This window comes from Planococcus wigleyi, from assembly GCF_014836985.1.
GTDB lineage: Bacteria > Bacillota > Bacilli > Bacillales_A > Planococcaceae > Planococcus > Planococcus notacanthi.
In genome coordinates this window covers 121,538-144,202 of the sequence record NZ_JACSPU010000001.1, presented here as the reverse complement: position 1 = coordinate 144,202, position 22,665 = coordinate 121,538, and the positions used below count along the sequence as shown (strand labels likewise).

25 protein-coding genes are annotated in these 22,665 nt (G+C 45.5%); 3 read left to right on the top strand and 22 right to left on the bottom strand.

Annotated features, from left to right (window positions below; genetic code table 11):
• Positions 1–64 precede the first annotated feature (64 nt).
• The 3 genes from H9630_RS00705 to H9630_RS00695 all read right to left on the bottom strand — a co-directional run bounded on the left by H9630_RS00705 (position 65) and on the right by H9630_RS00695 (position 2,783).
• Positions 65–889, bottom strand: a complete 825-nt coding sequence (locus H9630_RS00705; protein WP_191713577.1) for a M55 family metallopeptidase — start codon at positions 887–889, stop codon at positions 65–67.
• A 698-nt stretch (positions 890–1,587) separates the two neighbouring features.
• On the bottom strand, positions 1,588–2,058 hold the full coding sequence (locus H9630_RS00700; protein WP_191713576.1) for a transcriptional regulator: 471 nt from the start codon (positions 2,056–2,058) through the stop codon (positions 1,588–1,590).
• A gap of 353 nt (positions 2,059–2,411) precedes the next feature.
• Positions 2,412–2,783 (bottom strand): hypothetical protein, encoded by a 372-nt coding sequence (locus H9630_RS00695; protein ID WP_191713575.1) that lies wholly within the window; start codon positions 2,781–2,783, stop codon positions 2,412–2,414.
• A 197-nt stretch (positions 2,784–2,980) separates the two neighbouring features.
• Between H9630_RS00695 and H9630_RS00690 the strand changes: the two genes are divergently transcribed.
• The gene (locus H9630_RS00690) at positions 2,981–4,513 is read left to right on the top strand and encodes a hypothetical protein (RefSeq protein WP_191713574.1); all 1,533 of its coding nucleotides are present in this window, start codon (positions 2,981–2,983) and stop codon (positions 4,511–4,513) included.
• Positions 4,510–7,233 carry a DEAD/DEAH box helicase gene (locus H9630_RS00685; protein ID WP_191713573.1) on the top strand — a complete coding sequence of 908 codons (2,724 nt, stop codon included), beginning with the start codon at positions 4,510–4,512 and terminating at the stop codon, positions 7,231–7,233. The genes H9630_RS00690 and H9630_RS00685 overlap by 4 nt, the downstream gene beginning before the upstream one ends.
• A gap of 72 nt (positions 7,234–7,305) precedes the next feature.
• On the opposite strand, the gene H9630_RS00680 is transcribed toward H9630_RS00685, so the two are convergent.
• Both H9630_RS00680 and H9630_RS00675 read right to left on the bottom strand, forming a co-directional pair.
• The gene (locus H9630_RS00680; protein WP_191713572.1) at positions 7,306–7,449 is read right to left on the bottom strand and encodes a hypothetical protein; all 144 of its coding nucleotides are present in this window, start codon (positions 7,447–7,449) and stop codon (positions 7,306–7,308) included.
• Between the two features lie 25 nt (positions 7,450–7,474).
• Positions 7,475–7,885, bottom strand: a complete 411-nt coding sequence (locus H9630_RS00675) for a single-stranded DNA-binding protein (protein WP_191713571.1) — start codon at positions 7,883–7,885, stop codon at positions 7,475–7,477.
• 292 nt (positions 7,886–8,177) lie between these two features.
• On the opposite strand from H9630_RS00675, the gene H9630_RS00670 reads away from it, so the two are divergent.
• On the top strand, positions 8,178–8,615 hold the full coding sequence (locus H9630_RS00670) for a YwpF family protein (protein ID WP_191713570.1): 438 nt from the start codon (positions 8,178–8,180) through the stop codon (positions 8,613–8,615).
• A 115-nt stretch (positions 8,616–8,730) separates the two neighbouring features.
• On the opposite strand, the gene fabZ is transcribed toward H9630_RS00670, so the two are convergent.
• The 17 genes from fabZ to upp form a co-directional block, all read right to left on the bottom strand.
• Positions 8,731–9,168, bottom strand: a complete 438-nt coding sequence (gene fabZ / locus H9630_RS00665; protein ID WP_191713569.1) for a 3-hydroxyacyl-ACP dehydratase FabZ — start codon at positions 9,166–9,168, stop codon at positions 8,731–8,733.
• A gap of 16 nt (positions 9,169–9,184) precedes the next feature.
• Positions 9,185–9,445 carry a DNA-directed RNA polymerase subunit beta gene (locus tag H9630_RS00660; protein ID WP_191713568.1) on the bottom strand — a complete coding sequence of 87 codons (261 nt, stop codon included), beginning with the start codon at positions 9,443–9,445 and terminating at the stop codon, positions 9,185–9,187.
• Between the two features lie 68 nt (positions 9,446–9,513).
• Entirely contained in the window at positions 9,514–10,548 is a 1,035-nt protein-coding gene (gene mreB, locus H9630_RS00655) for a rod shape-determining protein (RefSeq protein WP_191713567.1), read from the bottom strand.
• A 195-nt stretch (positions 10,549–10,743) separates the two neighbouring features.
• The gene (gene murA, locus H9630_RS00650; protein WP_191713566.1) at positions 10,744–12,042 is read right to left on the bottom strand and encodes a UDP-N-acetylglucosamine 1-carboxyvinyltransferase; all 1,299 of its coding nucleotides are present in this window, start codon (positions 12,040–12,042) and stop codon (positions 10,744–10,746) included.
• Between the two features lie 350 nt (positions 12,043–12,392).
• Positions 12,393–12,626, bottom strand: coding sequence for a DUF1146 family protein (locus H9630_RS00645; RefSeq protein WP_191713565.1), 234 nt, complete (start codon positions 12,624–12,626; stop codon positions 12,393–12,395).
• Positions 12,627–13,043: 417 nt separating this feature from the next.
• Positions 13,044–13,448 carry a F0F1 ATP synthase subunit epsilon gene (locus H9630_RS00640; RefSeq protein WP_191713564.1) on the bottom strand — a complete coding sequence of 135 codons (405 nt, stop codon included), beginning with the start codon at positions 13,446–13,448 and terminating at the stop codon, positions 13,044–13,046.
• Between the two features lie 24 nt (positions 13,449–13,472).
• On the bottom strand, positions 13,473–14,888 hold the full coding sequence (gene atpD / locus H9630_RS00635; protein WP_191713563.1) for a F0F1 ATP synthase subunit beta: 1,416 nt from the start codon (positions 14,886–14,888) through the stop codon (positions 13,473–13,475).
• A 212-nt stretch (positions 14,889–15,100) separates the two neighbouring features.
• Positions 15,101–15,958 (bottom strand): ATP synthase F1 subunit gamma, encoded by an 858-nt coding sequence (gene atpG, locus H9630_RS00630; protein ID WP_191713562.1) that lies wholly within the window; start codon positions 15,956–15,958, stop codon positions 15,101–15,103.
• Between the two features lie 172 nt (positions 15,959–16,130).
• The gene (gene atpA / locus H9630_RS00625; protein WP_191713561.1) at positions 16,131–17,639 is read right to left on the bottom strand and encodes a F0F1 ATP synthase subunit alpha; all 1,509 of its coding nucleotides are present in this window, start codon (positions 17,637–17,639) and stop codon (positions 16,131–16,133) included.
• A gap of 27 nt (positions 17,640–17,666) precedes the next feature.
• Positions 17,667–18,197 (bottom strand): F0F1 ATP synthase subunit delta, encoded by a 531-nt coding sequence (locus H9630_RS00620; protein WP_191713560.1) that lies wholly within the window; start codon positions 18,195–18,197, stop codon positions 17,667–17,669.
• Positions 18,194–18,715, bottom strand: coding sequence for a F0F1 ATP synthase subunit B (gene atpF, locus H9630_RS00615; RefSeq protein WP_191713559.1), 522 nt, complete (start codon positions 18,713–18,715; stop codon positions 18,194–18,196). Before atpF ends, H9630_RS00620 begins: the two co-directional genes overlap by 4 nt.
• A gap of 161 nt (positions 18,716–18,876) precedes the next feature.
• Positions 18,877–19,101, bottom strand: coding sequence for a F0F1 ATP synthase subunit C (gene atpE / locus H9630_RS00610; protein WP_006829234.1), 225 nt, complete (start codon positions 19,099–19,101; stop codon positions 18,877–18,879).
• A gap of 57 nt (positions 19,102–19,158) precedes the next feature.
• Entirely contained in the window at positions 19,159–19,869 is a 711-nt protein-coding gene (gene atpB / locus H9630_RS00605; RefSeq protein ID WP_191713558.1) for a F0F1 ATP synthase subunit A, read from the bottom strand.
• A gap of 27 nt (positions 19,870–19,896) precedes the next feature.
• Positions 19,897–20,268, bottom strand: a complete 372-nt coding sequence (locus H9630_RS00600; protein WP_191713557.1) for an ATP synthase subunit I — start codon at positions 20,266–20,268, stop codon at positions 19,897–19,899.
• 3 nt (positions 20,269–20,271) lie between these two features.
• Positions 20,272–20,493, bottom strand: coding sequence for an AtpZ/AtpI family protein (locus tag H9630_RS00595; RefSeq protein ID WP_142827136.1), 222 nt, complete (start codon positions 20,491–20,493; stop codon positions 20,272–20,274).
• A gap of 237 nt (positions 20,494–20,730) precedes the next feature.
• Positions 20,731–21,849 (bottom strand): non-hydrolyzing UDP-N-acetylglucosamine 2-epimerase, encoded by a 1,119-nt coding sequence (gene wecB / locus H9630_RS00590; protein WP_284700297.1) that lies wholly within the window; start codon positions 21,847–21,849, stop codon positions 20,731–20,733.
• Positions 21,850–21,868: 19 nt separating this feature from the next.
• Positions 21,869–22,498: a uracil phosphoribosyltransferase gene (gene upp / locus H9630_RS00585; RefSeq protein ID WP_191713556.1), complete on the bottom strand. Its 630-nt coding sequence runs from the start codon at positions 22,496–22,498 to the stop codon at positions 21,869–21,871.
• Between the last annotated feature and the right edge of the window lie 167 nt (positions 22,499–22,665).

Here is a 22,665-nt window from a genome sequence, read left to right as displayed (position 1 = left end):
TTTTCTGTATTCCATGCTTTTTCCATTATAACCTGAAATGCCTCGAGCCTTATCAACTCACGATTCAGCAAAACTTCGCCTGCATTGCGAGTTCGGCCATCACCAACATAGCCCGGTAGGCTTCTAAAATATCTTTCGCCTGAAAATGGACAATCGTGGTGCCTTCTTCCAAATGGCAGCCCGGCATCATCGCAGCCAGTTCCGCTTCGCCATAATTGGTGAACTCGATTTTCAACAGCGGAGATTCCGGCGGCACCAGCGGCTTAACATTTGCTCGGTTCTCGATGGCACGGATGGTTTGTTCATGCAAAAGCATTTGGGCTTTTTTCGGGTGCAACGTCTGAACAGCTGAACGCGACAACGTTTTTTTGACTGCTGCTGTCGTGACGTTCGGGATCAATGCTTCCGCTTCCCGGCAAGCACAATCGTCTCCCGCCACCAATAAAACCGGGACTCCGTGATAACCCGCCACATACGCATTAAATCCCAGTTCCCCAATCTCCACCTCATTGATCCACATCGTCCGGACCGCAAAAATCATGGAATGGGCCATCACACCTTTTTGCCCAGCCCGTGCATGATAGCCGGCAAAAAAAGCACCGGTGTAGCTGCTGTCCAGTCCTTCGACCATGGAATACGTTTTAATGCCCCCACTAATCAAGTCCGCTTCTTCATGCAGTTCCTCAGCAATGAGGTTATTCATTTTCGAATGGCTGTCATTGACCAAAAATGACGTTGAACCGGCATCAACTGCGCCGCGGATAATGGCGTTGGCGTCTTCTGTCATCAAGCGGCGCCCCCGTTCGTAATTGGCTTCTGCCGAATCGACGTAAGTGTAATCCGGCAAAGCTGTGACGCCTTCCATATCCATCGATAAATAAAATTTCATCTGGCATTCCCCTTTCGACTGACTTCCACAAGCCTTTATCCCACTTTAACGGGCAGTAAGACTCCCGCTTCTATAAGCGGGAGATCCACTGATCGTAAAAGTCCGATTGGATCGGACCGACAGTATGTCGGTTACATAGGCGTTGCCGCAGGACGCAGCGCGTTTAGCCTATGTTCTGCTTTTTATCAGTGGGGGATGAAGAAAACCCCCACTGATTGAAGTTTCTCTTTATCAATCAATGTACCAATATCAATCCGGAAGTTCAAATGCGTTCCTGGAGCGAAACGGGACAAATAAAACCTTTTTATTTTATTTTTTAGAATTTTTAGTTATTTCGTATGATGTTTATTAGGAATGATGTATTTATACTAAAAACAAGTAAGCAAACACTGCTACTTACCTGTAAGATCTTCCACTTACACAACCCAATCGAAAAGGAGCGGATCGTTATGAATTTTGACAAAGTACTGGAACTCGGATGGGGAGATCTTGCAATTGGAGTCGCTGGATCGACAGCAGTTATGTTATTCATCAATTTTTATACACTTATGTAAGGGGTGACCTATGAATATCGCAGAAACCTAAAAGCTCTTTTCCCATTCAAACGGAAAAGAGCTTTTAATGTGCTTTTTTGCATACAAAAACGCCTCCCCATGTATCTGGCAAGGCGTTACTATCCATAGGCTGCTGATTTCACTTTACAAACCTCCATATAATTGTTGTGATTCCCGCTGTTGGGCAATCAATGCATCGAACATTTCACGATCCCCTGCACTTAATGCCTCATCAATCATTCGGCTGTAGTTTTCCTGCTCCAAGAAATAAATGGCGTCGGCCGCTTCTTTTCGGGTTTGTTCGTTCACTTCGATCAACTCCGCTCTTTCTTCCTGCAGGATCGCTTGAAGATGTCTGTGAATATCCGACACGAGCAACAATTGATAGAGAGGTAAGCGGATAAAGCGATTGCCTTTCTGGAAGACGAAGACTTCGGAGAGATTTTCAACCTGGAACGTGTTGAGGTTAACGATGATCTCCTTGCCTTCCACCGGAATAAAATGGAACAGCTCGTCGTCTTTCATGATAGAGAAGTACTGATAAGCAAAAACGAACTTCACCAAATGCCCTTCTTTCTTCGTATAGAACGGCTTCATGAGTTTCACATGCAACATCTGACTCACCCCCATATTTTTCGTAATATTCTGATTACAACTATCATACCATAAAATCCATTTTTCGAACATAGATTTGCATAAGAACAACCTTATATAATAGACGTTTAAGCATATTATTTTGTTACAATTTTGACATAAAATAATTATTTTTTTATTATCCCGAGACAGCAGAATTGCTTCTCAGCCAAGATTTTAAATGCCTGTCTTGAGCAAGTCGATTGGTGCCGTCCAATTCAAAACAGCCAAAGCGATTCCTCTTCCTACATTCTGCGATACTATCCGCCGCATAAAACACAAAAGCCCTCCAACCGCCTAAAGAGGCTGTTAAAGAGCTTTTGAAATGGAATTCGTTATTTTTTAGTACGTGTTCGCTGATGCCGATGGCGAGGCGATGAGACCACGAAATGCATTTCGTTCGGATTGATATAGATGGATACTTTGTCCATGATATAGGCAACCAGCATATGAAATTCTTCATCCCTCATTTGCTTTCTATGAAAAATGATCCTGTTCATTTTGAAATCGACCTGCACCTGCTCCAGATGATCCGGAAACAATCGCGGGTTGTGAACGCTGTAGCATTCACCTTCTGATGAAATTTGCCAACTAATTTTGCCAAACACCAAGTCCGCTCTCGCGTCTACTACTTCCCATGCCGCCACGTCTTTCGGCTGCAAAACGGAACGCAAGTCGGGGATTTCCAAAACAAACGAATTGAACAACTATCATTCTCCTATCCGAAACGCTATAATTAGGTCTTTTATACTTTTATAATACCATTTACTTTACATAAAACAAGGATTTTCAGAAAATAAAGTAATGATTCTGTCAGTCGAAAACCGATTAACTTTTCTTCATCGTTTACGGAGCTCTTAGAAAGTCGTATAATAGAGGGAAAGTCTATTTTGGGGCGATGCATATGGCTACGGTTCAATCCCTGGCGAAAAGATTCGAAGATACGATTCACAATTATATGGCTGCTATCGACAAATCCCTTCTCCCAACGCGTGCGTTGGATGAAGAAATGGTTCGAAAAGCAGTCTTTTTAGTGCGCCATGACGGCGTGCAGATTCAGTCGTTCAACGAAGAACGCCTGTTGCTCGAAGCCGTCGTTAAAGATGCGCATGCGGTTAAAGTCATTCTTAATTTCGATAAACTGACGGCCATCTGCGCCTGTCCGCAGGATACAATGTGCCGCCACCGTTTGGCAGTTATTTTTGCCCTTTATCAAAAAATCGGTTCGTTATCCGAGTGGGTGGCATCATGGCGCGAGCCTGAAAACAAGCAACTGACTTTATTGTCCGAGAAGCGTTCTCCTGAGCAATGGACAAAATTGATTCGCAGCGTCTGGCGCGAAGCGATTCCGGATTACACGACCCGCAATTATTTTTATTTCGAACAGATGTACGATGGCCGTTTAAAAAACGCGTTGTCCTACGTGCCTTTGGAACGTGAGTGGAAAGTGCTTTACCGCACCTATGCCCACTTCATTTCATTGACGGAAGTCTGGGCTACTTTCATCTCAGGGACCCAGGAAGTTCACCATTCGTTCTTCAAGACCTGGTTCGATGATGAACTGCATGAATTGCGCGACTTGCTTGGCCAACTGCGTGGGCAGCACCGGACATTTGAAGCGGATGCTTTTTTTGAATACCTGAAGACACTGATCCGTGAATTCATGGAAGTGAAAGACGGTTCGTTCTCGCAGCGTTTCGCTCTTTATCAGCTATTCTGGACCAATTTGTTCACCACGAGCCGACTGCGGGAAGAAGAGCTGGCTGCCTTGAAAAATCCCGATGAACGGCTAAAAGCCTTTTTTGCGATCAGTTTAAAGAAAGATCTCGATATCAAGAAAATCTCACCGAATGAAGCCCATGACTGGGTGGAGCTGGCTGTTCTTGCGGAAACTGAAAATCATCCACAGGCATTGACCAATATATTGCTGGCAATCAAGCCGCACGTAAAAACGTTTCTGTTTGAAGGACTATATACGCAATACCGACACCAATATGTGCGGACGCTAAGCCGTCTGTTTTCGCAGATTGAATTGAGCGAAGTGGACTGGGAAGACCTGTTCAAACAATTTGGCCATTACGGCCTTCCCGCCTACTCGGCTTATTTGATCGAAAAACGTTTATACAAACAATGGGCAGAACTGCACCATCTCCATAACTCCCCTCTGTACTTTGCAGAGGAATGCGGACTCAAGGAAGTGCAGGCATCAGCACCTGATTACGTACTGCCTTTGTTTCACCGCTATGCGCTGGCTTATTTGGAAGAACGCAATCGTCCGAGCTACAAGCAAGCGGTCCGAATCTGGAAGAAGATGAAAGCTGCCTGCAAGAAAAGTGGTCAAATGGAGTTCTGGACTGCGTACATCAATGAAATCCGCACACAGAATAAACGCCTGCGTGCACTCCAGGAAGAGATCGAGAAAGGAAATCTGATATGAATCAATTCCAAACTGAAGGAAGCCGCCTCTATTATTTAACGATCATCCGCGGAGAACTTTTCCGTATACAGGCGACTAATGAAGCTGGCAACCGGATTCCACCGGAAATCTGGAAGCCATATTTGTATTTTCTGGACAAAGACAGTTTTTTCGGATTGACCGCCCAGACAGATGGCCTCGATTTGATATTGACACCTGCTGATTTTGTACGTCTCTTCCAGCGCGAACCGCATCATTATGTAACGTTTGCAGGACAGCGTGCAGAAGACGAAGGTTGGCTGAAACTTGCTGGCAAAGTAGCGGATTCTCTCAATGATCCACATCTATGGGATCATGTATCAGTTGATGGAGGCGAAATTTCCATCAACAAAACATACGGAGATGAAGAAATTCGCACTTTTCTTGGAGACACTATCCACCATCAATTGCGCCAAAAAGGCTTATCGGTTGCCCAACTGCCTTATATTCAGGGCTTTGTCCAGGAAGCAGGCTGGGAAGGCTTGGCGGATGCCGATGACTATGTCGTCGCTGTGCAGCTGAGCGAGCCGGATGCCGATGAATTCTGGTCCTTTAAAGTGGTCATGCGTTCGAAACGGGGCAGTGTTTACTGGTCCCCTTCCAAGCGCCGTGCAGATGAACCGATCGATAAGGCGTTGCCGGAGAAATGGCGGCCTTTTGCGGAGGATATCAAAAAACGCCAATCGCTGTTCTTAAGCCTCTGCCCTTCTGTCGACAGGTTCGACGAAGACCGCTTCTATCATGCGGAATGGACAGATGCCGAAATTCTTGAATTCCTGCGCAACGACGCGGAAATTCTTCAGGCTTTCGGTGTCGAAGTCTCGATTCCGTCTTGGTTGAAAGCCGTTCAGGAATCAAAGATCCGCGTCAAAGCCAATGTCAATTCGCCGATCAAGAAAGCGTCGGTTGTCGGGCTTGACCAAATCATCAATTTTGACTGGCAGTTTTCATTGAATGGCCATGAACTGAGCATGCAGGATTTCCAGCGCCTGGTTTCCGAGAACAAGGAGTTTATCCGCATCGGGAACGAATGGGTGCGAGTCGACTCGAATTTGTTGATGCAATTGCGGAAAATGATCGAAGAAGCCGAAGATGCAGACTGGACGATCAAAGACATGTTGTTCCAGAACGTACCGGAAATCATGCTCGATGAAACAGCGGATGAAGAGGATCCACTTGTAGAATTCCATTTGAATAGATCTTTAAAGACCTTGCTTGATAAATTATTGGATAAACGTGATTTGCCGGAAACACCGCTGCCAAACAATTTATTGACGGAGCTGCGGCCTTACCAGAAAATCGGTTTCGATTATTTGGTGTTCATGCGTGAAGAAGGCTTTGGCCTTTGCTTAGCGGATGACATGGGGCTCGGCAAGACGGTTCAGCTGATCACTTATTTGCTGCATGTCCACGGAAAAAATCCGGATCAGCCATCGCTGATTGTCTGCCCGACTTCGGTGCTTGGCAACTGGCAAAAGGAATTGGAGCGCTTTGCCCCTGATTTGAAAGTGGTGACCCATTATGGCAGCATCCGTCCGAAAGGCGAGGAATTCAATGCCTTTTTAGCGGCGGAAAAACCGGATGTCGTGTTGTCGACTTACGGGATTGCATCTTCTGACGACGAGGAAATGCAGAGCCTGCATTGGTCGAGCATTACACTCGATGAAGCGCAGAACATCAAGAACATGTACACGAAACAATCGCGGACCATCCGGAAATTCAAAGGCGACCATCATATCGCCTTAACCGGAACACCGATTGAAAACCGGCTGTCTGAATTATGGTCGATTTTCGATTTCATCAATAAAGGTTATTTGTACCGCATCAAGCAGTTCCAGGAAAACTTCATGATTCCGATCGAACGCGATAATTCTGAAGAAACAAAAGAAAAGTTGCGTCAGCGGATTCAGCCGTTCCTGCTGCGCCGGACCAAGAAAGATCCGGACCTTCAACTGAACTTGCCAGAAAAACAGGAACAGCTGGAATATTGTCCACTGACACCGGAACAGGCCGCTCTTTACGAAGGGCTCGTCCAGGATACGGTGCAGAAAATGGAGACGCTCACAGGTTTCGAGAAAAAAGGGCTGGTATTGAAAATGCTCAGCAAATTGAAGCAGCTATGTAACCATCCGTCTCTGTATTTAAAAGAGCCGTATACGAGCGCTGCTGAAATTCTGCCCCGTTCTCAAAAACTGGAGCGCATTGTGACCTTGGCCGGGGAAATTGCGGAACGCGGGGAACAATGTTTGATCTTTACACAATACATCGGTATGGGGCATCTCTTGCAGCAGGCCATCAATGAGCTGTATGGCCATGAAGTGCCGTTCTTGACGGGCAGCATGCCGAAACAGCAGCGTGATTCCCTAGTGGCTTCTTTCCAAGCCGGCAAATTCCCGATTTTCATCCTATCGCTGAAGGCGGGTGGCACGGGCCTGAACTTAACGGCTGCGACACACGTTCTCCACGCGGACAGATGGTGGAACCCGGCTGTCGAAAACCAGGCGACTGATCGTGCTTACCGCATCGGCCAGACTCAATTTGTCCATGTCCATAAATTTGTGACCATCGGGACAATCGAAGAGAAAATCGATTCCCTGCTGGTGCAAAAGCAATCGATGTCTGAAGAGTTTATTCAGTCCAGCCAGTGGATGACCGATCTGTCAGACAACGACTTGAAGGAATTGTTCACGTATTCGCTTTAACTAACTTAATATGATTTCAAATAATCCGGCCAGGTCCCCACCTGGCCGGATTCCCCTTTTAGACGTGAAACTTTACCCTTTTTGGACGGAACGGAAGATCGATTTCAGTTCACTTAGTTCCCGCTCCGCCTCTGCCAAGCGCTGATGGAGCAAGGCGGTCAATCGGATCAATTGCTCCATATGCACTTCCAGTTGCAGCTGTACATCCTTTGGCATCGCTAAGTGCCTCCTTTTTTGATGGCTATACGTTTACTTGTTCCGTCCCTGGCGATTGGAAATCGAAGTCTGCATCAGACTGCGGTGATTCCTGCTGAGGGGCGGTTTCTTCTTGTGGTTTTCTTCTGTCGAGGAAGCGGATCTGGTCGCCAAGGACTTCTGTCACATAGATGCGCGTCCCGTCTTCTTTATCATACGAACGTGACTGCAGACGGCCCGTAACGGCGACAAGTGATCCTTTAATGCAGTATTTCGAGACATTATGGGCTGGCTTGCCCCATGTTGAGCAAAGAACGTAATCTGTTTCGGTTTCTCCTTTCTGGTTTTTATAGTTCCGGGAAACTGCGACAATGAAGGAAGTATGTACCCGCCCTTCATTCAATACGCGCATGGTTGGATCTTTGGTTAAGCGTCCTACAATTCCGACTTGGTTCATTTTCTCACCTCCTTTCGCTTACTTGAAGCATACTAAGAAGATTGAATTCTTTGCAAAACCGGAAAAATTATTTTTAGCAGCTTTTGAGCTGTCATATTTCATTTTTGAAGCATGAGTAAACTTTTTTTCTTCCTGTGAATGGCAAGGTTCAGCGTCTTTTCATCTCAATACAGCTCCAATCAAAACTGGATTTTGATAGTATTCCAGTTTTTTTACATCCTCTTTTTCCGTTCGCTTGCCAATTCGTGCTTATGCTATACTGAAACAAAGCTAGTATTGGAGGCATTGCCGCATGAAAACATTTAATATGCTGTCATTGGGAATTGAAAAAGACGATCAAGTCACCGATTATCCGGTGCATGACGGCCTCATCATCAACCAGGAAAACAAAGACCGCTCATGGATCCTTGAAATGCTGGTCGACATTCAGCACCTGGATATATTTGAAAAACTGAAGAATTCCGAGGAAACAATCGATGTACAGGTTGTCATCTCCTACCCAGGAAACGAACCTGCACCTTTTGAAGTGGTTGTCCGCAAAGTGAAGATCATCGGGGACCATGCCTCCGTATTGATGAAAGGCACATTGAAACGGGCCCGCCGAAAATACGCAGAAACACTTCTTTCAGAACTGCTTGAAGACGGTCTTGAAGGACAGGAATTGTTGGAACGCTTTGAAACCGACATGCGTACGCGCCCCGGCCTGCGAAAAGATGAAGCCAAGTCATAAGTTTCTTCATACCCACTGTCCGGAAAAACAGGATAAATTTCAAAGCCTATAGTAAAAGAGCTGTTCTGAAAGTCAGGTTTGACTTTCAGAACAGCTCTTTATTTTCATTGATCTATTATTTCTCAGCAACTGGACCCAATGCGAACAAAATGTCGCATTCGCAAGCAAGTTCTCCGTCGACAGTGGCAATTGCATGGCCTTTGCCCATTGACCCGCGCAGTTTTGTCAATTCAACTTCCAGACGCAATTGATCGCCTGGAACTACCTGCCGTTTAAAGCGGCAATTGTCGATTCCGGTGAAAAATGCCAAACGGCCTTTATTGGCGTCCAGCTGAAGTACAGCTGCAGCTCCAACCTGTGCCAATGCTTCCACAATTAAGACACCGGGCATTACCGGATAACCCGGGAAATGGCCATTGAAAAAGTCTTCATTCGCTGATACGTTTTTCAGGCCGACCGCTTTCTTGCCGGCTTCAATTTCCAGAATTCGATCCACCATCAAAAATGGGTAACGATGTGGTAAAATTGCTTGAATTTGTTCTGTTGTCAACAATCGATTCATCTCCTCTTCACTTTCCGCTCATGATATCAAATATGTGCTGCCAGGTTTCCCATTTCAGCGCATCAGCAGGCTTTCCGTCGCCAATGACGCCAAATCCCACCATTGCCCCTAGAACGGCTGCTAACGCAACCAAAGCAATTACAATGAGAATACGGAGCCATATCGGAAACAGACGAATTTGCACCCACCACGTCTTTTCAGCGCCCTGTGTGTCTTTTTCTTTATCGGCTTTTTTCCGAAGAGAAAAATTCTTTTTCAGTTCAGCCATTCACTCCGTCAACCTTTCTTTCTGCTGGATTCCCGGCTATCGGGCAAAGCTCATGTCTAGTCATTATACTAAAATGTCCGGTTTTTGGCATCAGCTATTTGTCTTTGTTTGCTTTTCCGGAAAATGTTTTCTTTTGCTTCCAGCATCAGTCCAGTTCCCAATGCGACACATTCCAATGGATTTTCTGCAATGGACACAGGAATCTGCAATTGGGCAGCCAGCAGCTGATCTAACCCATCAAGCAGTGCACCTCCGCCCGTAAGAACGGCTCCGCTTTCAATTATATCTGAAGCCAGTTCCGGCGGGGTCTTTTCCAAAACCATCCGCGCCGCTTCAACAATTGAATTGACGGATTCTTTCAATGCTTCCCCAATCTCCATGGAGTTGATCTTCAGCGTCCGGGGAAAACCAGTCAGGATATCGCGCCCCCGGATTTCTATTTCTTTGGCTTCCGTATGTTTTAACGCTGTCCCAATTTCAACTTTAATTTTTTCCGCGGTTTTTTCACCGATCAACAGCTTATGGTGGTCTTTGACGTATTTCATAATCTGTCGATCAAATGAATCTCCAGCCGTTTTTATCGTTTCGCTTGTGACAATGTCTCCCATAGATAATACTGCGACATCCGTCGTGCCGCCGCCAATATCGATGACCATGCTGGCATTCGGCTGATAGATATCCAGGCCTGCTCCGATGGCTGCCACTTTCGGCTCGACTTCGACATAGACTTTTTTGCCGCCTGCCTTTTCGGCCACTTCGCGAATAGCATTTTGTTCAATGCTCGTGATATTCGTCGGACAACAAATTAAGATGCGCGGTTTGGTCATAAACCCTTTCAGCTTTAGGATATGCATAAAATGTTTCAGCATCGCTTCGGTAACGTCAAAGTTGTGGATGACGCCATCCTTCAATGGCCGGACCGCCACAATATGCTTTGGCGTTCTGCCCATCATTTTGCGCGCTTCTGTGCCGACAGCCAGCACTTCCTCCGTCTTCCGGTCCATCGCCACTACAGAAGGTTCATTCAAGATGATTCCTTTGCCTTTTACATAGATCAGGACATTTGCTGTCCCTAAATCAATTCCTATATCTTTAGAAAACATCAAGCCGCACTCCTTTTCTACCATCTATCCTGTTGAATTAATTTTTCTACAGCATATGTATTGATTAAATGATTCTCTTAACTGAATAGTTTATCACAGTCAGGATCTCATTGACAAAAATCCCTGGATTCAGCTCCTGCAATTAAAAAGGCTTACGGAGCTGTAAACCAGCGCCGCAAGCCTATGAAGAATAGATTAGACCAATTGCTCGACTTTCGTTTCTGCCTGTTCAACTGACACGCGCTCAATATCAGCGCCCAATGCTGCCAGTTTTCCGTGGAAGTTAACGTATCCGCGATCTAAATGATAAAGTTCATTAACACGAGTGATGCCCTCTGCAGCCAGTCCAGCTAAAATCAAGGCAGCAGCAGCTCTCAAATCGGTTGCTGCAACTTCTGCACCTTGCAGATCAGATGGCCCTTCCATAATAACAGAACGCCCTTCGATTTTAACCGTTGCGTTCATGCGGCGGAATTCTTCCACGTGCATAAAGCGATTTTCAAAAACGGTTTCTGTCAAAATGCCGTTGCCTTTGGCAGTCAGCATCAATGACATCATCTGTGATTGCATGTCCGTCGGGAAGCCTGGATGCGGCATGGTTTTGATGTCGATCGAGCGAAGTGGACGGTTTGCACGGATGCGCAATCCTTCTTCTGTCTCCTGAATGTCTACACCCATTTCACCCATTTTGGAGATCAACGCCGTCATATGTTCAGGAACGGCATTCTCAATGATTACATCGCCTTCAGTGATTGCAGCAGCAACCATGAATGTGCCGGCCTCCACACGGTCTGGAATGATATAATGCTCTGCACCATGTAATTCTTCTACACCTTCAATGCGCATTGTATCTGTTCCAGCACCGATTACGCGGCCGCCCATTTCGTTGATGTAGTTTGCAACATCAACAATTTCCGGTTCTTTTGCAGCGTTTTCGATTAATGTAGTACCTTCTGCCAAAGCGGCAGCCATCATGATGTTTTCAGTTGCGCCGACACTTGGGAAATCCAAATAGATTTTTGCTCCGCGCAAACGGCCAGTTGTTTTAGCTTCCACAAAGCCGTTTCCGAAAGTAATGCTTGCGCCCATTGCTTCAAACCCTTTTAGGTGTTGGTCAATCGGGCGTGATCCTATTGCACATCCGCCTGGCAAAGCTACACGAGCAAATCCATTACGCGCAAGAACTGGTCCCATCACCAAAATCGAAGCGCGCATTTTGCGTACATATTCGAATTGAGCTTCGCTTGATAATGTTGCTGAAGAATCGATCAGCATTTCATTTTTTTCAGGAAAATACTCAACCTGCACATTCAGGCTTCTCAAAACCTCCTGAATCGTGTAGACGTCGGCTAAATTCGGTACCTCTTTAATGATGCTCTTTCCTTTTGAAGCCAATAGCGCTCCAGCTAATACCGGAAGAACTGCATTTTTAGCACCCTCGACCCGTACTTTCCCTTTTAATTTTTGGCCGCCTTTTACAATAATTTGATCCACTGATATGCCCTCCATGTGTTTAATAGTCATCTATATGTATCCCATATACGTTAAAGTCCAATGTCATTATTTAGAAACAAAACCTTACTCATCCTACCCTGTTTTTTAGTAAAAAACAAGCAACTTTACTCTCATTTTGTGCTATTCATCTCATGGGACAATACATTGTTCGAAAAGTTTTCCGTTTTTATGTCCGCTAAAGGAAAAAAGTCACGTTTTAAAAATCAACTAGTAGACCTTTTCCCCTCATTAGAACCATTAAACCTTATACGAAATTTTATTTCCCTGGAAATAAAGATTTGCCGTTTTGCCATAGCCGTGAGGTTCAAAGCCATGGCAAAACGGCAATTTTAAAAAAGATAAGGCAATTGCCGCGACCAAGATGAAATATTTAGGAAAAAAGTAGATACCATGGTCCCGATTGCAATGCTAATAAAAATATAAAGAATTTGTGCTTGAAGTACATGATGCTTATGAATCCATTTTTCGAACATGATAGCACGCATCGCATAAAAAGCAACACCGGTAAAGAATATGTGGCTGAAGATTGAAATCAAAGCCGTTTGCCCAATCATGGTTTCCATCTGATGCACCCTTTCATAAAATGTCAGTTATTCAGTGATGTGAATCCCGTTAATCGCTTGTTGACCCATGCGAGGAAATTTCCTTGCTGATCAGTTGTCAGCTTTTGAAAATCTCAGTATCCTCGTTCTGTAGAACTACAGAACTAAATCCACTCTGTAAGAAATAGAAAAAGCGGACAAAAGTCAATTGCCCTTCTGCCCGATTTTGCCTACACTTTTTTAAATATCCAGCTTCATTGGCCAACTCCTTAGGCTTAAATCCTGCAGGAGCCGAACGGCCGCTTATGCTTTACTTTATTGTCCAGCTTCAGCGCCCAGATTCTAGGGTCATAAGCCACCCTGGCTACACGGCAAAGAACGCCGCTTCGCCAGTGCGTCTTATGCCCGTCGAATCTACACGGACGCTTATGCTTTTATTTAAACATTACCCTCATAAACGTTGATACGATTCATCGCACGTTTTAACGCCAATTCTGCACGTTTAAAGTCGATTTCATCTTTATTAGCCTGTAAGAGTGCTTCTGCACGTTTAGCGGATTCCTGAGCGCGTGCCAGATCGATGTCTGTTGCGCGTTCAGCCGATTGTGCAAGAATGGTCACTTTTTCAGGGCGGATTTCAAGAAATCCACCGTTTACAGCAACCAATTCTGTCGAGTTCTCTTTTTTCAATCGGACTGCACCGATTCCAAGAGGAGCGACTGTCGGAATGTGGCCGGGCAAAACGCCCATTTCGCCTGTTGCTGTAACTGCAATAACCATAGATACTTCTGAATCGTATACCGGGCCGTCGGGAGTGACAATATTGACTGTAATGGTCTTCATTTTTTTCCCTCCTGGTCCCTGGTTTTAGACTTCTACGCCCATGCTTTTTGCTTTTGCAATAACATCTTCAATGCGTCCGACCAAACGGAAAGCATCTTCTGGCAAGTGGTCATAGTTTCCATCAAGAATTCCACGGAATCCTTTGATCGTTTCTTGAACTGGAACATAAGAACCTTTTTGGCCTGTGAACTGTTCAGCAACGTGGAAGTTCTGAGAAAGGAAGTTTTGGACGCGGCGTGCACGGTTAACCGTCAGCTTGTCTTCATCACTTAACTCATCCATACCAAGGATTGCAATGATATCTTGTAATTCTCTGTAGCGTTGAAGCGTTTCTTGAACTTCACGTGAGATATTGTAATGTTCTTCGCCAACAATTTCAGGTGACAATGCACGAGAAGTTGAAGCCAAAGGATCCACCGCTGGGTAAATACCCATCTCAGAAAGTTTACGCTCAAGGTTAGTTGTCGCATCCAAGTGAGCGAAAGTTGTAGCCGGAGCCGGATCCGTATAGTCATCGGCTGGTACGTAAATCGCTTGGATAGACGTTACTGAACCTGTGCTTGTAGTTGTGATACGTTCCTGCAATTGGCCCATTTCAGTAGCAAGTGTCGGTTGGTAACCAACAGCTGATGGCATGCGGCCAAGAAGTGCTGATACTTCAGACCCTGCTTGAGTAAAGCGGAAGATGTTGTCGATGAAAAGAAGAACGTCCGCGCCTTGTTCGTCACGGAAGTATTCTGCCATAGTCAAACCAGTCAAGGCAACACGCATACGTGCACCAGGCGGCTCGTTCATTTGGCCGAAAACCATTGCCGTTTTCTTGATAACGCCAGAATCGCTCATCTCAAAGTACAAGTCATTTCCTTCGCGCGTACGTTCACCAACACCAGCGAATACGGATAAACCACCGTGTTCTTGAGCGATGTTGTTAATCAATTCCTGGATAAGAACTGTTTTACCTACACCGGCACCACCGAAGAGACCGATTTTACCGCCTTTGATGTAAGGGGCAAGCAAGTCAACAACTTTGATACCTGTTTCAAGAATTTCAACTTCTGTGGAAAGATGCTCGAACGTAGGTGCTAAGCGGTGAATCGGATCACGGCGCTCTGTTGCAGGAATTTCTTCCCCTAAGTCGATAATTTCACCAAGTACGTTAAATACTCGGCCTAATGTTACATCTCCAACTGGAACAGAAATTGCTCTGCCCAAGTCAGTTACTACTGAACCACGTTGCAGTCCATCAGTAGATTCCATCGCGATTGTACGGACTGAATCGTCACCAAGGTGAAGAGCCACTTCAAGCGTCAAAACGACTTGAGCTTGTCCGGGACGATCAATATTTACAGTTAGGGCGTTATAGATAGCTGGAAGTTGGCCATCAGCAAACTTTACATCTACAACCGGTCCCATAACCTGAAGAACGTGTCCTGTGTTCATGCTGTTCCCTCCTGTCTTACTTTTATTGAAACTTTATTGCAAGCTTCGACGGCTTAATCGGCCGCCTTCGCTTCAATTTTTTCGTTATTGTCCAGATTCCAGCGGCCCAGCTCTTCGGGTCATAAGCCAACCCAGCTGTGCGGCAAAGAACGCCACCCTGCTGGTCTGTCTTATGCCTGTCAGAGCTTAACGGGCGCTGTCGCTTTTCGTTATTATTCCAGTGCAGCTGCTCCGCCGACAATCTCTGTAATTTCCTGAGTGATTGCTGCTTGGCGTGCACGGTTGTATTGAAGTGTCAGTCCATTAATCAAATCAGACGCATTATCAGTCGCGCTCTTCATTGCTGTCATGGATGCAGCATGTTCACTTGCTTTGCCATCAAGAACGGCTCCAAAGATCAAGCTTTCCGCATATTGAGGAAGAAGAACTTCCAAAATCGCTTCTGCTGAAGGATCGAACTCGTAAGATGCAGTTGATCCGGTCGGTTGAATATCCGTCAGCGGCAAGACTTTTTTCTCTGTAACTTCTTGTTGAATAGCTGAAACAAAGTGATTATAGTACATATAAACTTCGTCATATGTCCCATCTGCGAACATACCAACAGCTTTGCGCGTTAATTCTTTAATATCCGAAAACGTCGGATGGTCCGGAAGTGCAATTGCACTTTCAAGAATCGTCATTCCTTGCTTCGCAAAGAATTCCTTCCCTTTCCGGCCAACGCTCAGGATAACAAAGTCGTCATTGGATGTATGCCGTTCACGGATTCTGCTCATGACAGTACGAAGAATATTACTGTTATATCCGCCTACAAGGCCACGATCCGATGTGATTACTAAATAAGCTGTTTTCTTTACTGGGCGGGCAATCATCATCGGGTTGCTGGTGTCCGTAGACCCGGCTGCGATGGATGCCACCACGTCCTGTATTTTATTCATGTAGGGAACGAATGCTTTCGCATTCACTTCCGCACGGCTTAGTTTAGATGCCGAAACCATTTGCATGGCTCGTGTAATCTGGCTCGTTTTCTTGGTTGACGTTATTCGTGTTTTTATATCGCGTAAAGATGCCACTGGTATTTCACCACCCTATTATTTTTTCTTCATATTCGACTCAGCGATTCCCCCGGTTTAACGGGCAGTATGTCTCCCGCATTGATATGCAGGAGATGGACTGACCGGTAAAATCCGATTGGATCAACCAGCATTCAGTAAGGCAAAAACCTTAACTGAATACAGTTTCTCTTTACTCTGATTTTGCGAAAGTGCGTTTGAATTCATTGATCGCTGCACCGAATGCGTCATCAGCAGGTAAACCTTGAGTTGTACGAATAGTATCCAAAATTTCTGTGTGGTTCGAATCCAACCAGCTTGTCAATTCAGCTTCAAAGCGAGAAATGTCGTTGATAGCGATGTCGTCTAGGAATCCACGAGTCAACGCATAGAAAATAACAACTTGTTTTTCAACTTTGATCGGATTGTTCAAATCTTGCTTCAAGACTTCAACTGTACGTTTTCCGCGTTCGATCTTAGCAGCTGTTGCCGCATCAAGGTCAGAACCGAACTGAGAGAATGACTCAAGTTCACGGAAAGAAGCCAAGTCAAGACGCAATGTACCCGCAACTTTTTTCATTGCTTTGATCTGAGCTGAACCACCAACACGTGATACAGAAAGACCGGCGTTGATCGCTGGGCGTACACCTGAGAAGAATAGATCCGATTGAAGGAAAATCTGGCCATCCGTAATCGAGATAACGTTTGTTGGAATGTATGCAGAGATATCGCCAGCCTGCGTTTCAACGAACGGCAATGCTGTGATAGATCCTGCTCCTAGAGTTTCGTTCAACTTCGCAGCACGCTCAAGAAGGCGTGAATGCAAGTAGAAGACATCCCCTGGATAAGCTTCACGGCCTGGCGGACGACGAAGCAATAGTGAAAGTTCGCGGTAAGCAGATGCTTGTTTTGTTAAATCATCATAGACGATCAACACGTGCTTGCCTTCAAACATGAATTCCTCTGCCATTGTGATACCTGCATAAGGAGCAAGGAACAGCAATGGAGCAGGCTGTGAAGCAGAAGCTGTTACAACGATTGTGTAATCAAGTGCTCCGTTTTTACGGAAAGTTTCTACTACGTTACGTACAGTAGATTCTTTTTGTCCGATAGCTACATAGATACAGATCATATCTTGGTCAGCTTGGTTCAAGATTGTATCGATCGCTACAGAAGTTTTACCTGTCTGGCGGTCACCGATGATCAATTCACGCTGTCCACGACCGATCGGCACAAGTGCATCGATCGCTTTGATCCCTGTTTGAAGTGGTTCATGAACCGATTTACGGGCCATAACCCCTTGTGCAGGGCTTTCAATTGGACGTGATTTTGTCGTGTTGATCGGCCCAAGACCGTCAACAGGTTGTCCAAGTGGATTTACTACGCGTCCGATAAGTTCATGTCCTACCGGTACTTCCATAATACGGCCAGTCCGACGTACTTCATCGCCTTCTTTAATGTCTGTGTACGGGCCAAGGATAATGATACCAACGTTGTTGGCTTCCAAGTTTTGCGCCATACCAAGGACACCAGTTGAGAACTCTACAAGTTCTCCAGCCATGACGTTGTCGAGGCCATGAGCGCGCGCGATACCATCACCAATGGTGATTACTGTACCAACGTCGTCAACTTTCATCTCTGATTGATAATTTTCAATCTGTTGTTTGATCAGACCGCTGATCTCTTCAGCTTTGATGCTCATGTATGTCACCCTCTCATAATTTCATAATTAACCGATTAGTTGACGCTGCAGACGTGCCAATTTCGTGCTCACGCTGCTGTCATAAATACGGTTTCCGATTTGAAGACGCAATCCGCCGAGCAACGATGGATCGATGATGTTTTCAATTCGTAAAGATTGTTTACCGATTTTTTTAGCGAAAATGGAAGAGATGGATGCGCGTTCTTCTTCCGTCAAAGGACGTGTAGAATAAACTTTCGCATCTTCAATTCCTTGTGCGTCATTAGATAAAGCAACGAACTCATCAGCCAAAGAGCCGACTTCGTCCAGACGTTTGCGTTCTGCCATCAATTGAAGCGTATTCACCACAAACGGATTTGCTTCGTTAAATACTTCATTGATCAAGTTTCTTCTTTTCTCAGCAGAAAGTTTTGGTGAAACGATCAAATTGTAAAGTTCCGGAGTCATTTCGAAGACTTTTTTCACTTCACGCAAATCATGTTCAATATCCAAAGACGATCCGTGCTTCTGAGCGACTTCAAACAATGCTAAAGCGTAGCGTTCTGCAACTAGACTCACTGAACTTCGCCTGCCTTCGCAATCGTTTCGTTAATCAACTGACGGTTGTCTTCCTCAGAGATTTCTTTTCCAAGCACTTTCGTAGCAGCAAGCAATGACAATGCCACAACTTCTTCACGAACCGCTGAAATAGCTTTATCTCTTTCGTTGGCAATTTCCTGAACCGCTGCTTCTTTCATGCGGCCAGACTCAGCACGTGCAGTCGTAATGATTTCCTCACGCGAAACTTCGCCTTGCTTTTTAGCGTTCTCAACGATTTCCTGTGCTTGTGTACGCGCATCTTTAAGAAGGCTGCGCTGCTCTTCAAGCAACTTTTGTGATTCTAGACGGCTGTTTTCAGCAGTTTCGATTTCACTCTTGATCAAATCTTCACGCTGCTGCATTACGCCCATCAAAGGACCCCATGCGAATTTCTTCAAAAGCACCATCAGCAAGGTGAAGATAACAAGTGTAGCGAGAATGTCTCCGATATTCAAAAACTCCCCGGTTGCACCGAGTACAAGATGGTCAAAAAACACGATTGTTTCACTCCCTTCAAGAGCCTAAAATACAATTTCTTCTATAGTAAGATCTTTTACTCTGTAAGATGAATTTTCAAAAGCAAGGTGGTGCATACAAGTTTAAATGGCGAAAATCATGTAGTAGCATCCCCACCATTAAACTTTGTGACTATTAAATACTATTGGTTCATAACGATGAACGCGATAACTACAGCGATGATCGGCAATGCCTCAACCAATGCAACCCCGATGAACATAGTTGTTTGTAGAACTCCGCGAGCTTCTGGCTGGCGAGCGATACCTTCAACTGTTTTTGAAACGATAAGACCGTTACCAATACCTGCGCCTAGTGCTGCTAAACCTACTGCGATTGCTGCTGCTAATAAACCTAATGAACCTGTCATTTTGATGTGTCCTCCTCAGGATAGTTGTTTTTTTTTTGCTCTACGAGCAGTTTATACTCAATGGTCGTCGGCAACTTTGTGCGACATGTAGACCATCGTTAACATAACGAAAATAAACGCCTGGATTGCCCCGATAAAGATCGAGAATCCTTGCCATGCCATCATAGGCACGATTGCTGATGCGAATCCAAATGCACCTGCTGATGCGAGGCCTGCCAACAAAGTCAACAGGATTTCCCCCGCATAGATGTTACCGTAAAGACGCAGACCGAGTGTCAGCGTATTTGCGAATTCCTCAATGATGTTCAATGGGAATAAGAATTTCATTGGCTTGATATAGCCTCCGGCGTATCCTTTGAGCCCTTTCAGCTTGATGCCATAATAATGGCTCAAGATTAGCACCATTGCGGCCAATGTCATCGTTACCGTCGGGTCAGCTGTTGGCGATTTCCACCAAAGATCTCCGTTGACAACTATTGCAAATGGAAGGCCTAACATGTTCGAAACAAAAATGAACATAATCAGGGTGATTCCAAGAACATGGAATCGGCCACCATCTTTCCAATCCATATTGCTGTTGATTATTCCTTTAACGAAATCCATGATCCATTCCATGAAGTTCTGCATGCCCGTTGGTTTGAGCTGCAGTTTCCGTGTAGAAATATAAGCAATAAGGAAAACGATAAGAGCGGCTATAGTTAGCATCATAACGTTCGATAGGTTAAACCAGATCCCGAACACCTCGAGCATAGGAGCGCCATGTTCCACGATTGTTTCACCTCTCTTTCCACATTGTTAATGGTGTTTCACATGATAAACAATCCGCTCTGCCAATAACAGAGCGTAAGGGACCATCAACCCAATTACCGTACTGACCAAGTGAATGTGCTCTGCGAACAAAATGGCGATCGCCACAGCTGCAACACCTGATGCAAACCGTAATGCCGTTCCAAGCGAACGAACTTTCGAGCCTTCAGCCACCGCACGGTCGAATTTCTCCATCCGCCGAACCAGGATCCACATGTTGTAAATGCCGAACAAAGTTCCGATTATGAGACCCGCGAACACTTCTTGATAAGGGGTAAACCCCCAACCAATAACGCAGAACGCCAAGATGAAAAAAATCATCTTTTTTAGTCGTGTATATATCTCCCTAAGTCCTTCCATTTTTTACTTGTCTCCTGATTCGAATTTGCGGACAGTCTGAAGCATTGCCCAAACACCGGCAGTGATGCCTATGAATAGGCAGATGATCATGAAAAACGGGGCGGTTCCGAGCCTGTCATCGAGCCACATACCTGTGAACACGCCGATAAGCACGGACCCGACAAGTTGTGAGAGGATGGCACTATAAATTGCCATCGCTTGTAAGGGACTTTTTGTTGGGCGCATGATAACCCCCTCGAACTTCGTTGATTTGACATTAAACCCTTAAAAAGAGCCGTCGCATCAGGCTTTCAAGACCACATAATCTATGTAAGAAAACCTTCTCATGCATACCCTTTGTAAGCATACAATAGGGGTAAAATCATGTCAATTAGTAGAAGTGAAAAACTTCACAAGCGATTTCCTTCCGACATATTGTCGACAAATTTTACCGAAAAAATTGAAATTGACGGTCTATCCCATTTACAGCTTTGAAAAATACGTATGCAGCGCTTCGACGATTCGGGCAGATGCTTGGCCGTCTCCGTATGGATTGGATGCTTGGGACATCGCCTTGTAGGCAGATTCGTCCGTCAGCAATTCTTTAGCCAATCCGTAAATCGTCTCTTCGTCAGTGCCTGCGAGCTTCAATGTTCCCGCGGTGATGCCTTCAGGGCGTTCAGTGGTATCACGCAAAACCAAGACCGGCTTGCCAAGTGAAGGCGCCTCTTCCTGAATTCCGCCTGAATCGGTCAGAATAAAGAATGAACGGGCCGCAAAGTTATGAAAATCCAATACTTCCAGCGGTTCGATCAAATGGATGCGCGGGTCACGGCCCAGTACTTCATCCGCCACTTCACGTACAGCCGGATTCATGTGAACCGGGTAAACCACTTGGATATCATCGTGCTCTTCAATCAACCGTTTAATTGCGCGGAACATATTTCGCATCGGCTGCCCTAAGTTTTCACGGCGGTGCGCCGTCAGCAAGATCATACGGTCTGTGCCGATTTTCTCCAGGATCGGATGTGTGTAAGTTTCGCGAACAGTCGTTTGAAGCGCATCGATTGCCGTATTGCCTGTAATGTAGATGGTTTCTGCCTTCTTGTTTTCATCCAGCAGGTTCTGAGCGGATTTTTCAGTTGGCGAAAAATGAATATCCGCCATGACACCCGTCAACTGACGGTTCATTTCTTCAGGATATGGCGAATATTTATTGTGTGTACGCAAACCGGCTTCCACATGCCCTATGGCGACCTGGTTATAAAAAGCAGCAAGGCTGGCAGCAAAAGTCGTTGTCGTATCGCCATGCACCAGCACGATATCCGGCTTCGCTTCTTTCATAACCGAATCAAGCCCCTGCATGGCACGCATCGTAACATCGGTCAATGTCTGGCGGTCTTTCATGATATTCAAATCGAAGTCAGGCGTGATCTGGAAAGTCTCCAGCACCTGATCCAACATTTCCCGATGCTGCGCTGTCACTGTCACAAGCGGTTCAATGGTGTCGGGATGTTTTTGAAGTTCCAAGACAAGCGGCGCCATTTTAATGGCTTCAGGCCGCGTACCAAATATCGTCATTACTTTCCATTTTTTCGTCAAGCTGGTTTACCCCGCCCTCTTATTTAGTACCGAATAACCGGTCTCCAGCGTCTCCAAGACCTGGAACGATGTATCCTTTTTCGTTCAATTTCTCATCAAGTGCTGCGATGTAGATATCCACATCCGGGTGAGCTTCTTGCAGTGCTTCCACACCTTCAGGAGCTGCGATGATGCACATGAAACGGATTTTCGTAGCGCCACGCTTTTTCATGGAGTTGACTGCTTCAATTGCAGAACCTCCGGTAGCAAGCATTGGATCTACAACGATGAAGTCCCGTTCCTGCACATCGGATGGCAATTTCAAATAGTACTCGACAGGCTGCAATGTGACCGGGTCACGGTACAAACCGATATGTCCGACTTTAGCTGCCGGAATCAATTTCAGGATTCCATCGACCATGCCGATTCCTGCGCGCAAAATAGGAACAACGCCCAATTTTTTCCCTGCAAGGACTTTCGATTTCGCCATTTGGACCGGCGTTTCCACGTCGATTTCCTCTAGCGGCAAGTCGCGTGTGATTTCAAACGCCATCAATGTGGCAATTTCGTCAACCAATTCGCGGAATTCTTTCGTGCCTGTAGACTTGTCACGAATGTACGTTACTTTGTGCTGAATCAGCGGATGATCAAAAACGTATACTTTTCCCATGGCCTATCTCTCCTTTTCAAACATTATCTTAAATAGTATAACAGAAAATTCTTTGCCCTAGTGGCCAGATCCTGCTTTGGTATTATTCAGTTAATTTCGCCTATGCTTTATTTTTCCAAAGAAAAAAACCGGGAAATATTTCCCCGGCTTAGCAGATGTTTCATTTG